We start from the raw sequence: 12,056 nt of genomic DNA on the forward strand, positions 1-12,056 counted from the left end.
TGGATCGTGCCGCATGACCGAGGGCGCCAGGCCGACGGAGATCACCGCGCTCCGTGACGCGCTCGTGCCGGTGAGCCGAGGTGCTGAGCTGAACGTCACCCGCGGTGCGGCCCACCTGCGGCGCCGTGCACCATGGGGGGATGAGCGGGAGTGCAGGAGCAGGCGTGGACGTACGGGGCACGGTGGCGGCCGGATTCGAACCGGTCAGGGACGCCTTCATCCGTAACTTCGAGCACCGCGGCGAGCGGGGGGCCGCGGTCGCCGTCTACCGGGACGGGCGTAAGGTCGTCGATCTCTGGGCCGGTACGAGGGACGTGGACGGCGCGGAGCCATGGGCCGTCGACACCGTGCAGATCGTCCGCTCGGCGGGCAAGGGCATCGCCGCCGCCGTACCGCTGCTGCTGCACCAGCGCGGCCAGGTGGACCTGGACGCACCGGTCGGCACGTACTGGCCCGAGTTCAAGACGGCCGGCAAGGAACGCGCCCTCGTACGCCACCTCCTCGCCCACCGGGCCGGGGTCCCCGCCCTCGACCGGCCGTTGACGCCGCAGGAGGCCGCCGACGGGATCTCCGGGCCGCGGGCCGTCGCCGCGCAGCGCCCGCAGTGGGAGCCGGGCACCGCACACGGCTACCACGCGCAGACGTACAGCTGGCTCGTCGGCGAGCTGGTGCGCAGGGTCACCGGGCGCACCGTGGGCCGCTGGGTCGCCGAGGAGATCGGCCGCCCGCTCGGCCTGGACTTCTGGTTCGGGCTGCCGGCGGAGGAGGCGCACCGGGTGGGCCGGATCGGACCGGTCGAGCCGCCCGCCGTCCAGGACAATGGCGGCGCACTGCGGCTGCGCCCCAAGCGGTCGGTCACGGAGGCCTACCGCGACCCGGAGTCGCTGACCCGTCGCGCGTTCGGCGCGATAGACCCGCTGCCCGACGAGAACGACCCCGCCTACCGGGCGGCCGAACTCCCCGCCTCCAACGGCATCGCGACCGCCCGCGCCCTGGCCCGGTGCTACGCCGCGATGATCGGCCCGGTCGACGGCCACCGGCTGTTCGCCCCGGCCACGCTCACCCTGGCCCGCACCGAGGAGTCCGCGGGCCCGGACCGGGTGCTCGTCGTGAACACCCGCTTCGGCCTCGGCTACATGCTGCACGGCCCGGCCGCCCCGCTCCTCGCCCCCGGCTCCTTCGGCCACCCGGGCCGCGGCGGATCGCTCGGCTTCGCCGACCCCGAAACGGGCATCGCGCTCGGCTATGTGACGAACGGACTGCAGAAGGGAGTCACCGCCGATCCCCGTGCCCAGGCCCTGGTCAGAGCAGTACGGTCGGCGCTATGACTCCTACCGGTGATTCCAGGTTCGACGGATACGGCGTACTCATCACGGGCGCGGGACAAGGCATCGGCGCAGCCACGGCCCGCCGGCTGGCCGGCGAGGGCGCGCGCGTCCTGGTGACCGATCTGGACGGTGACCGCGCCGAGCACACGGCGGCGGCGATACGGAAGACGGGCGCCACCGCCGAGGCGCTGCCCTGCGACGTGGGCGACCGGGCGGCGGTCGAGGCCGCGGTGGCCCGTGCGGTCGAGGCGTTCGGCACGCTCGACGTGCTGGTCAACAACGCGTACCGCTGCACGCCCGACACCCCGCTCTTCGAGGACGAGCCCGACGACGTCTGGCAGGGCGACCTGGACGCCACGCTCACCGGCCCGTACCGCTGCTCGCGGGCCGCGCTGCCGCATCTGGTGGCGTCGGGAAGGGGCGCGATCGTCAACATCGGCTCGGTCAACGGCGAGCAGGACTTCGGCAACCACGCCTACAGCGCCGCCAAGGCAGGGCTGGGCAGTCTGACCCGTACGCTCGCCGGCCACGCCGGTCCGCGCGGGGTCCGGGTCAACCTGGTGGCGCCCGGCACGATCCGAACGGATGCCTGGGCGGGACGTGACCTCGAGCTGGACCGGGTGAGCGCGGTCTACCCGCTGGGCCGGGTCGGCGAACCGGACGACATCGCGGCCGCGGTCGCCTTCCTCGCCTCCCGCGACGCGGCCTGGATCACGGGGACGACGCTGCGGGTGGACGGCGGCCTGCTCGCTGTGAACACAGGCTTCCGGAGGGCGATCGCGGAGGACTGAGCCGGGTGGCCGCCGCCGGGCGGCATGCCTCGCGGGTACGGACGTGACAGGTGATCCTCGGGTGTCACGTCCGTTCGCGGCACGTCTGCTGCCGCCCGGGACCGTCGCCGCATGCCCGGGCCGGCACGCTCAACTCGTGTGCAGCATCAGCCCGATCCCGACGACCATCAGCCCGGCCGCCGCGATGCGCGGTGCGCCGAACCGCTCCTTGAAGAACACCGACCCTATCGCCGCGCCCACGATGATCGACGACTCGCGCAGGGCGGCGATCGGGGCCAGCGGGGCCTTCGTCTGTGCCCACAGGACGAGCCCGTACGCGGCCACCGACAGGGCCGCGCCCAGCAGCCCCCGCGCCGCGAACGGCCTCAGCTGGGCGGCCAGTTGCCCGCGGCGGCGGCAGAGCGTGTACGCCGGGACGGCGAGCCCCTCCAGGATCATCAGCCAGGCGATGTAGCCGAGCGAGGTGCCGGAGGCCCGGACCCCCACCCCGTCGACGGTCGTGTAGCCGGCGATCGCCAGACCCGTCGCCAGCGCCGCGGTGATCGCCGGCCAGTGCGGGCGGGTCTGCGAGCCCCGGATGCCCCAGAGCGCGACGCCGACGAGCCCGGCGCAGGCGACCGCCACCCCCGCCGTGGCCCAGCCGTCCGGCCGCTCGCCGACGAAGACCGCCGCGAGCACCGTGACCACCAGGGGTGCGGTGCCGCGTGCGATCGGGTACATCTGGCCGAAGTCGCCGAGCGTGAACGACCGCATCAGCAGCGCCATGTAGGCGACGTGCAGGATCGCCGAGACGATCAGATACGGCCACGCCTCCGCGGCCGGCAGCGGTACGAAGCAGGCGGTGACCGCGCCGAGCAGCGCCCCGCCCCCGGAGATCAGGGTGAAGGAGAGCAGTTGGTCCTTGATGGCGTGCGCGATCGCGTTCCAGCAAGCGTGCGTGATCGCCGCGGCCAGGACCGCGATCGCGACCAGCGGCGTCACTTCGTCTGCTCGCGCACGTCCACCACGGTGCCGCCGGCATGCCCGATGACCGTCTTGGGGTCGAGCGGGAAGACGGTGTACGGGGTGCCCGCCGCGGCCCACACCACATCGTGGTCGAGCAGCCCGCGGTCGGCGAGCACCCGTGTCTTCGTACGGTGGCCGAAGGGCGGCACCCCGCCGATCGCGTAACCCGTGGTCTCCCGGACCAGGTCGGCCCCGGCACGCTTGACCTTCCCGGCGCCCAGTTCCCGTCGCACGAGCTCCACGTCGACCCGTGAGGAGCCGTCCATCAGGACCAGCACGGGCGCCCCGTCGGCCTCGAAGATCAGCGACTTGACGATGGCGCTGAGGTCGCAGCCGATCGCCTCGGCGGCCTCGGCCGCCGTTCGGGTCGCCTCCGGGAAACGGCGGACCTCGACATCGAGGCCCAGCTCGCGCAGGGCTTCGGCAAATCGGGGGTGGGCTTCGGCAGCTGCGGCCTCAGGAGCTGGGGTGACAGGAGCCGTGGCGTCGGGAGTACTCATGCCCCGCACGCTAGCTGCCGTTCAGCGGGGCACGCGATTCTGTTTCGGCCACCGGACCCCCCGGTCGGAGCACGTCACGGCCCCGCGCGCAGCACCTGGGCCACCACCGGGCCCGCCGCGTCGCCGCCGTGGCCACCGGACTGGACGACCGCCGCGGCCGCGAGGTCGTTGCTGAAGCCGGTGAACCAGCTGTTGGACGTGGCCTGGCCGTCGACCTCCGCCGAACCGGTCTTCGCGCCCTTGTCGCCGCCGACCGAGGCCATCGCCGCCTTGCCGGTGCCCCAGCTCGCGGTCTGCCGCATCATGTTCGTCACCTGCTGGGAGACGGACGCGGGCAGCGAACGGGATGCGGTGGCCAGCTGCCGGCCGTCCAGCTCCTGCGGCACGAGGACCGGTTGCCGGAATGTGCCGTTGCGCGCGGTGGCGGTGATGGACGCCATGTTGAGTGCGTTCATCTGGATGGTGCCCTGGCCGATGTACTGCGCGGCGGCCTCGCCGCCGGTGGCCTCGGGGACGCTGCCGTCGAAGGACGCGGAGCCGGTCTTCCAGTCGAGGCCGATCCCGAAGACGTCCCGGGCCTCCTTGGCGAGCGCGGAGTCGTCGTGCACCTCGTCGATCAGCTTGATGAACGCCGTGTTGCAGGAGCGGGCGAAGCTGGTGGTGAACGTGTCGGTGTCCGGGAGCGAGAAATTCTGCAGGTTGTGGAAGGTACGGCCCTGGTACATCACGTCCTTCGGGCATTCGACAGGGCGGTTCGCCGAGGCGAGGCCCTTCTCGATCAGCATCGACGCGGTGACGATCTTCATCGTCGAGCCGGGTGCCTGCTTGCCGAGCATGGCCGCGTTGAAGCCGGTCGCAGGGTTGTTGGCGACCGCGCGGATCGAGCCGGTGGACGGCCGGACCGCGACCACCGAGGCCTGGCTGTACTGCTTGACCGCCTTCTCGGCCGCCGCCTGGATATTCGCGTCCAGCGTGGTCTGCAGCGTGCCGGGCTTCCCCTTGGACAGCGTCAACAGCGTCTGGTCCGGGGTGTCCTCGCCCGTGGACTCGATCCAGGTCTCTATGCCTGCGGTCCCGCCGACCTTCTCGCCGTACTTCTCGCGTAGCGCGTCCAGGATCGGCCCCAGCGACGGGTACTTCTCCTTCGTCAGCACCCTCCCGTTGTGGTCGAGCGCCTGGATCGACGGGGCGGAAGCCTCGCCGGTCTTCAGCGACTCGCCGTCCGCCAGATCCGGGTGGATCACCGAGGGCTTCCAGTCGACCAGTGCCCGGCCGGTGGTCAGGCCGCGTACGACGGTCAGTTCGGAGGAGTACGACCAGGGCTTGGACTTCCCCTCGTAACTGACGGTCGCCTTCACCGTGTACGGCACTGTCGTGCCGGTCGCCGGACCCGGAGTGATCACCGCCTTGGTGACGTGGGCCTGGTCGCTGTATCCGCTGAGAGCCGGTTCGGCCTCGGACGCGTTGTTGGTGAGCTGGGACGCGTCCGCCGCCTCGCCGGCCGCCCAGGCCTCAAGGAACTTCTTCGACGTCTCGCTGATCTCCGCCTTGCTCGGCGGCCCCGTCTTCACCACGGCGGAAGCGGGGCGGCCGTCCGCTCCGTCGCCCCCGCCGCCCCCGAGCCCGTCGAGCACGTTGTACGCCCCGTACCCCACGCCACCGATCACCAGCACGAACACTCCGCCGATCACGGCGACCTTCGCTCCACTGCGCATCTGTGCAGTCCCCCTCCCCAGGAGGCTCCCTTGAACATGTTCAAGAGAGCGCTTGCGGGCACCTTACGCGAGGGTAGTGACCTCAGGGCCAGTTGTTATCGGACCGCGACCGGCGGCGGTAGGAAGAGGCCGGTCAAATCCAGGTATCCAGCCACATGCGGTTGCGCCAGGAATTCTCCGGAATGGACATGCCCGTATACAGCGGCCAGAAATAGATGAAGCCTCGCGAGACGCGGAGATGTAGGCCCCGACCAGCCACTTCTTCGCCAGGCGGGGTCGTTTGGAGCCTACTGGGCCGTCTCTGGGCCGTGATCATGGTTCAGAGGCGCTCTGTAGAGGGCTTCCACGGCCTTCCTGGTACGTCCTTCGCTGCTCGGCATCAAATGCGTGTACGTGCGCAGGGTGAAACCCGGATCGGCGTGACCGAGGTACTGGCTCAGGGCCCGGATGTTCTCGCCGGCGTCCAGGAGCACGGAGGCGTAGAAGTGCCTTAGCGCGTGCATCCCGTGATCGGGAGCGGACGCGAACCGCTCGCCCTCCTCAGGCTGGGGAATGATGCCCACAGCCGCGAGCGCGGGCTTCCACATAAAGTCGTTGAAGTGACTCACCCGGACGTGGGCGCCCGTCGATCCGGTGAAAATGAGCGACTTCGTCACGAGGGGCCCATCCGGCGTCCGCCACGGCAGTGTGACTCTGACGGGCGGCCGCTCCTCAGAATGCGCCTTGAGCGCGTCTGCCACGGCCGCGGGCAACGGAACGTCTCGGACCTTGGCGCCCTTCGGGAAGGCGAAGACGAACTTCCCGCGAATGCGCTTGAGCTGGTGCTCGACGGAGAGCCAACCCCCCTCGTAGTCCAACTCATCTTCAGAGAGCCCGAAGACTTCCCCCTGCCGGAGCCCACACCCACCAGCCACGTCCACAGCCGCCCGCAGATGCTCCGGCAGTGCGTCGCGCACGCCGAACACCTGGCGCGCCGTCCACGGAGTCACCCGGGTGTGACTCGGCTTGGGAATCTGAATCGACTTCGCCTTGCACGGATTCTTGCCGATCAGCCCATCATCGAGCGCTGCACTGAACGCGGCCGAGACCGTGCCGAACACGATCCGGCGGTGCGAGGCGGCAGGCACATTGGCCTCCAACTCGCCCAGCCACGTACGGATGTGTCCCGGCTGGAAGGACGGGAGCGGCCGGGTACCGATGTATGGATACGCGTGCAGCCTCAGACGCCGCTCGGCAGCCTCGCGGCTGTTTACCTCCGTCGTGTGGGTGGCGACCCACTTCTCAGCGAACTGGCGGAAGGTGATCCGGTCGGCGCGCGGGTCGACGTAGTGGCCGCGTGCCATGTCGGCCGCCGTCTCGTTCAGCCACTGCTCAGCGAGTCGCTTCTGCTTGTCGGGGAAGGACTTGGATTTCTCGGATCCGTCGGGGCCGACGTAGCGGGCGCGGTAGCGCAGACCGAGGCCGTAGCGGTCGGTCTTGATGCGGGAGGTCTTGCCGTCGGTGGTCTCGGACTTGTACCAGCGGTCTTGGATATGGCCAGCCATGGGGGCTGACTCCTCTCTCGATTCGATGGTGCGCGTCGGTCAGGCAGGGAGGCACGGAGGGGTGTCGTCTGTACGGCTCTGACGGGGATTTGCGGGCGGGCCGGTCGGGGCCTCCCTGTCTCCCTGTGGGGTGTTTTCGCAGGTCGGTGCCAGGGAGTTGAGCCAGGGAGGCGGTGAGGGAGTTCTCCCTGCCTCCCTGGGGCGGCTTGTTGCGCATCCCTGCCGTGCGGGGCTAATCCGGTGCGTCAGGCCGCGTCGCGTGCGGTCTGCTGGTCAATCCAGGCGTGGACGGCGGCGGGGTCGTAGCGGACGTGCCGGCCGACACGGAAGCCGGGAGGGCCGATGCGTCGCTTGCGCCAGTGGTAGACGGTCTCGATCGGGACGGTGAGCATCGCGGCGAGGTCTTCGGGGGTGAGGTAGCGGTCCGGGAGGCCTGCGCGGAGGATCGCGCGGGGGTCGGTGGCCATGGCGGTGGTGACTCCTCGTGTCCGTGGTGCGGTGCGTGGGAGTGGTGCCGGTCGCCGTCCTAGAGAGTTGGTGTATCTCAGCGTCCGCAGCGACCCAGCGTCCGCAGCTCCCTGTCTGTGCAGGTCAGCTGGGGTGAGCGGCGCGGACGCTGGTGCGGACGCTGCGGACGCTGGACGGCTTCAGCGTCCGCAGCGGGTGACGCGTCCGGGCCGCTGGTTGGCGGCCCGGCCCGGGAGGGTTCCGGCTGCGTCAGTACTGGTCAGGGACTGATTGGCCTGTCCCGATGGGGGCTACGTCGGGCCACAGGGTGGGGTCCTGCGGTGCGGATGCTGACTCGTCGGGAGGGTCGGTCCGGGTGAGGATCAGGAGCTTGGATCGGTGCCGGTCTCGGCTACGTTGCGTGTCGTCCACGGTGATCCCGATGGACCGCAGCAATGGGGCGAGGCGCTTGACCTTCCCGCCCGCGCGGGTGGCGTCCTTGGGCCAGTTCTGCGGCCGGATACCGCCAGGCGGCTGTGCCTGCTCTAGGAGTTGGGCGGCGGTGCCGGTCCAGGTTCCGGCCTGCTCGACTAGGGCGGCGACGGCGGACCCGAACTGGTCGCCTTCCAAGGCGTCTCCGGCGACGTTGGCCGATGCGGCGAGGTAGTCGTCCAGGGTGTTCCACTCCATGACCTGGTCGACGGCCGCCAGTACGCGGGCGAAGTCGGCCATGCGCGGCATGGATGCGAGCCGTATGGACGGCAGGACCGCGAGCACGGTGGCCAGCAGGTCACAGAGTGATCCGAGGACGGACGGGCGGGCGGCCTCGAAAGCGTCGTCCAGCTCTTCCTCGGTCCGGCGGTGCTCCTCGTCGATCAACTGGAGATCCAGCATGAGCAGACGTTCGGCGAGGTCACCCGCGAGGGCTCCGGCGTCGATCGTCGTCATGGCGAGCACCCGGCGGAAGGAGAGCACGACGACGTCGTCGTCGGTGTACAGGGCCCGGTCCACGATCCCGTCCCCCGTGACGGCCTTGCACAGGGTGTCGGACAGCCACGGCGGGATCGTGCTGATGTTGTCCAGGCACAAGGCCCAGGAGTTGAACGCCTGCGCGGACCAGGCCTTGATGTCGCGCGGCTGACTTCGCTTGCTGGCTGGTGACGGGTCGATGAGGTTCACGACCATCTGCGCCGTCTTGGACTTGCCCGTGCCTTGCTCGCCCTTGAACGTCAGGACCGGGTGCGGGATCTTCGGAATCCAGGCGGCGACCAGCCACGCCACGAGCTGACGGAACGTGGACTCATCCATGTTCAACAGTGCGTGCAGCTTCGACAGGCCGTCCCCGGCCAGGATCGGGGTGGGCATCGGGGCCATGGCTCCCGACCGTCGGAAGAGGACCGGGGAGCGGTCCACGACGTGCCATCCGCCGGCCGACAGGGTCACCGCGCGGCCGTCGGCTGTGCCGAGGTCGACCACGAGCGTTCCGGCGTCGTCGTGCCCGACCCGCAAGTGCACCGGTACCGGGTCGTTGGCGTCGGCGATGCCCTCCAGGACCGTCATGGCGTCCGAGAGCGCGGACTGCGAGGCAACGTCCCCTTCGAAGGTGTCGGCATACAGACGGGCCAGGCGCTGACGCAGCCCGGTGCGGCCCCGCAGCGGGAGGGCGAGGTTCGGGCCGTCGATTGCGACCGCGTAGGGGCGGCCGTCCGTCGACATGGCGAACGTGTACTGCTCCCGGGCCATGGCCACGAGCCGGACGGCCGCTGACGGCTTCTTGCCGCCATCCTCGGCCGGTGGCTTCGCCGGTCCGGTCTTGTTCACGGCCAGTTGATCGGTCGGCTTGGTCGGGTCGATCGGTCGGGTCTGTCCGTTCACGCGCTGGGTGCTGGTGTTCATGCGCTCACCCCTCGGTCGGTCGTCTGTTCACAGGTGTTCAGTCGGGGCGTCCGGCGTGCGTGTTCGAGCCGTCCGAGGCGCACGGCTTGTCGCGCCGTCTGGCGGTGAATCGCCTGACCAGGGGTCGACTGTTCACGGCGTTCACCGGGCTGTTCACGGGGTTTGGCGGTCGACTGGTGGGTGTGCGCGAGTCGGGCCAGTAGCAGCCAGAAGCAGAGGTGGAAGGGGGTGGACGTCGGGTGGATATTCCCGCCGCCCACGCGACTTCCACCCGACCTGACCGGCGGTTCTCCGCTACCGCCGTGATTGCCGGGGGTGAGGTTGGCAGTCGGGATGAACACACGCTCAGGGGCGGTGAACACCGGGTGGAAGTCGGGACCGTCCACCTCTTCCACCGGGTGGACGGTCGGCCGGTCCGGAGTCGTCGACCAGGCCAGCAGAAGGGCCATGGACAGCGGCAGCCGGTCAGCCTTCGCGTGATTGCACGACCGGCAGGCGAGCATCAGGTGGACCACAGACCAGGTTGGGAAGAGCGAGTGCGGCGCGATGTGATCGAGCGTCGCGTCCCGCAGGGAAGCGAACGGCCGCAGGCAGTACGTGCACCGGGCCCCGTGGCGCCGGGCAAGCTGTTCCTTGCGCAGGCGCCGACGGGACGCGGTCAGGTGGTGAGTGCTCACGACCGCAGCTCCCGGGCGTGACCCGAGGTGTGACGCAGGTCGTCACGCTGGTCAAAGCTCTGCCGGTATCCCGCGCGGTGGCGCCGGATCTCCGCCCGCGCGTGGACCGGGCACAGCATGTCGACGGTGCCGCAGTCCTCGTCGTAGAACATCGGGATGTAGCGCGTACCCCTGCACGGGCAGTTGCCGTCGACCGCAGCGGCCCCGTTGCGGAGCCTGGTCTCGTTACTCATGCGGTCCCGGTAGACGCTGTTGGCAGACTCCTGATCGGCCACGTTCAGACGGCCCCGCTTCGGGAACCGCTGCTCGTGCCGCTGTTGAATCTGCGTGGTGACCAGGCCGCTCAGCTCCAGCAGCCGGTGACCGTAGAAGAACTCTCCCCGGCGGCGGACCTCCTCCGCGCCCAGCCGCTCGACACCCTGCACTATCCATTCACGGACCTGCTCGGACGAGTGACGGCGGCGCCCCGACGGCATATCCGACGCGTACAGGGCAACAGCCCGCTCAGCCCCGGTCAGGTCCTGCACTCGCACCGACGCGCCGGGCTGAACCGGCACCCGGACGAGCGGCTTCACTAAGGTTCCAGGCATCATGGACTTGCCCCTTCGAGGGTCGGGGAGCGGCGTTCTGCTTGGCGGTAGGGGGCCGCTCCCTGCTGTTCCTGGCGGGCCAGGACTTCTTTCAAATCCGCACCCCACGCAGCGGGGCGCAGCACTCTCCGATCGACCGAATCGACCGGTGGGCACATCCCTAAGGTTCCCTAGGGCACCCTAGGGTGTCAAGCGGTACGCTAGGGAAGTCATCCACGGAGACAAGGGAGCTGAAGAGATGTCGGATCAGGCCGACAATCGAGCGCCGTACGCGCAGATCGCCGCGCACTACGCGGAGATGATCACGTCAGGCCAGTTGTCGCCGGGCGCGCTTCTGCCGAGCATCAAGAACCTCGCGCAGGAATGGCAGGTCAGCACCGCGACTGCAGAGAAGGCGTTGCGGAAGCTGCGGAGCGAGGGTCTCGTCCGGGGCATTCATGGAATCGGAACGGAAGTACTGGACCGCCCCTCTCCGATGTCGTCTGGATCTCAGCGTCAGGACCGAGGGCATCGCAGTGGGTCCAGCTGGGGATCCGGTGAACGGTCCGACTCTCACCAAGCCTCAGTAGTGCCGGCGCCTGCCGACGTGGCCAGGGCGCTGGATATCGAAACTGGATCGGATGTCGTCAGGCGGTGTCGCGTGTACCGCGACCGGCACGGAATCGTCGCCCACTCCACTTCCTGGATCCCTTCCCGGTACGGGAAGTTGGTGCCGCAGTTGGCGAAAAGTGAGCGGCTGACCGGGGGAACTTCACTCCAGCTCATCGCTCAGGCAACCGGCCGACCTATCACGCACCGGATCGACACCGCGTCCGCGCGTCTGCTGACGCCGGACGATGCTTCGCTCCTGGAGTTGGATCCCGCAACGGCTTTGACGGGACCAGTAGTCGTGATGACGGCGAAGTTCGTGGACAGCGCGGAGAGCGTCGTGGAATACGGCGTCGACCTCGGCAGCCCCGGCCGCACGTGGCAGACGGAATCGGAAGTCACCCAGTGACCAGCGCCGACAGCAGCGCCCGGCCGTTCTGCGTGCTGATGGCAGGGCTCCCCGGCTCGGGAAAGACGACCCTCTCCCGAGCACTGACGGCCCGCGGCTTTGCCAGGCTGTGCCCCGACGAGGAGATGTGGCGCCGACACGGCGTGTACGGCGTCGACTTCCCCCGAGGCACTTTTCCGACCCTTGAGCGCCCGGTCCTCGAAGACATCTCCGCAGACCTCGGCGAGACCCTTCAGGCCGGGCAGGACGTGGTGGTCGATCACGGCTTCTGGACGCCGGACGACCGGGCTCGATGGCGATCGGTCGCGACAGCTGCCGGCGCAGTCTCGGTGCTTGTCTACTTGGAGGCGAGTCACGAAGAGCTCTGGTCGCGAGTGAACAGACGGAATGTGCAGCATGCGGCAGATCCGAACTCGATCTACTTCGCCGAAAACGACCTGATCCGCTACCGGGCCCGATTCGTCCCGCCCCAGCCCGACGAGCCCCACATCGTCTACGACGGCGATCCCGAATCCGTGCTGAAGGCGCTGGAAGGAGCGGCGCGGCTTCAGGACAGCTAGACGCTA

12 protein-coding genes are annotated in these 12,056 nt (G+C 69.6%); 4 read left to right on the plus strand and 8 right to left on the minus strand.

Annotated features, from left to right (window positions below; genetic code table 11):
* The first annotated feature begins 164 nt into the window (after positions 1–164).
* Complete coding sequence (locus tag ACIA8E_RS19165; protein WP_399299715.1) at positions 165–1,328, plus strand: serine hydrolase domain-containing protein; 1,164 nt, start codon at positions 165–167, stop codon at positions 1,326–1,328.
* On the plus strand, positions 1,325–2,119 hold the full coding sequence (locus ACIA8E_RS19170) for an SDR family NAD(P)-dependent oxidoreductase (protein ID WP_355996093.1): 795 nt from the start codon (positions 1,325–1,327) through the stop codon (positions 2,117–2,119). Before ACIA8E_RS19165 ends, ACIA8E_RS19170 begins: the two co-directional genes overlap by 4 nt.
* A 129-nt stretch (positions 2,120–2,248) precedes the next feature.
* Here the strand turns inward: ACIA8E_RS19170 and ACIA8E_RS19175 are convergent, their stop codons facing one another.
* The 8 genes from ACIA8E_RS19175 to ACIA8E_RS19210 form a co-directional block, all read right to left on the minus strand.
* Positions 2,249–3,100, minus strand: a complete 852-nt coding sequence (locus ACIA8E_RS19175) for an EamA family transporter (protein WP_399299415.1) — start codon at positions 3,098–3,100, stop codon at positions 2,249–2,251.
* Complete coding sequence (locus ACIA8E_RS19180) at positions 3,097–3,624, minus strand: YbaK/EbsC family protein (RefSeq protein ID WP_399299417.1); 528 nt, start codon at positions 3,622–3,624, stop codon at positions 3,097–3,099. Before ACIA8E_RS19180 ends, ACIA8E_RS19175 begins: the two co-directional genes overlap by 4 nt.
* A gap of 74 nt (positions 3,625–3,698) precedes the next feature.
* Positions 3,699–5,339 carry a penicillin-binding transpeptidase domain-containing protein gene (locus ACIA8E_RS19185; RefSeq protein WP_399299420.1) on the minus strand — a complete coding sequence of 547 codons (1,641 nt, stop codon included), beginning with the start codon at positions 5,337–5,339 and terminating at the stop codon, positions 3,699–3,701.
* A gap of 287 nt (positions 5,340–5,626) precedes the next feature.
* Positions 5,627–6,883: a tyrosine-type recombinase/integrase gene (locus tag ACIA8E_RS19190; RefSeq protein WP_399299423.1), complete on the minus strand. Its 1,257-nt coding sequence runs from the start codon at positions 6,881–6,883 to the stop codon at positions 5,627–5,629.
* Positions 6,884–7,128: 245 nt separating this feature from the next.
* Complete coding sequence (locus ACIA8E_RS19195; protein WP_399299426.1) at positions 7,129–7,350, minus strand: helix-turn-helix transcriptional regulator; 222 nt, start codon at positions 7,348–7,350, stop codon at positions 7,129–7,131.
* A gap of 250 nt (positions 7,351–7,600) precedes the next feature.
* Positions 7,601–9,226: an ATP-binding protein gene (locus ACIA8E_RS19200; RefSeq protein ID WP_399299429.1), complete on the minus strand. Its 1,626-nt coding sequence runs from the start codon at positions 9,224–9,226 to the stop codon at positions 7,601–7,603.
* Positions 9,223–9,903 (minus strand): HNH endonuclease, encoded by a 681-nt coding sequence (locus tag ACIA8E_RS19205; RefSeq protein WP_399299431.1) that lies wholly within the window; start codon positions 9,901–9,903, stop codon positions 9,223–9,225. The genes ACIA8E_RS19200 and ACIA8E_RS19205 overlap by 4 nt, the downstream gene beginning before the upstream one ends.
* Positions 9,900–10,496 carry a hypothetical protein gene (locus tag ACIA8E_RS19210; protein ID WP_399299434.1) on the minus strand — a complete coding sequence of 199 codons (597 nt, stop codon included), beginning with the start codon at positions 10,494–10,496 and terminating at the stop codon, positions 9,900–9,902. The genes ACIA8E_RS19205 and ACIA8E_RS19210 overlap by 4 nt, the downstream gene beginning before the upstream one ends.
* 235 nt (positions 10,497–10,731) lie before the next feature.
* Here ACIA8E_RS19210 and ACIA8E_RS19215 point away from each other — a divergent pair, with 235 nt between their 5' ends.
* Both ACIA8E_RS19215 and ACIA8E_RS19220 read left to right on the plus strand, forming a co-directional pair.
* On the plus strand, positions 10,732–11,490 hold the full coding sequence (locus ACIA8E_RS19215; RefSeq protein WP_399299436.1) for a GntR family transcriptional regulator: 759 nt from the start codon (positions 10,732–10,734) through the stop codon (positions 11,488–11,490).
* Positions 11,487–12,050, plus strand: a complete 564-nt coding sequence (locus tag ACIA8E_RS19220) for an AAA family ATPase (protein ID WP_399299439.1) — start codon at positions 11,487–11,489, stop codon at positions 12,048–12,050. Before ACIA8E_RS19215 ends, ACIA8E_RS19220 begins: the two co-directional genes overlap by 4 nt.
* Positions 12,051–12,056: the final 6 nt, after the last annotated feature.

It is taken from the genome of Streptomyces sp. NPDC051664 (genome assembly GCF_044453545.1).
Lineage (GTDB): Bacteria > Actinomycetota > Actinomycetes > Streptomycetales > Streptomycetaceae > Streptomyces.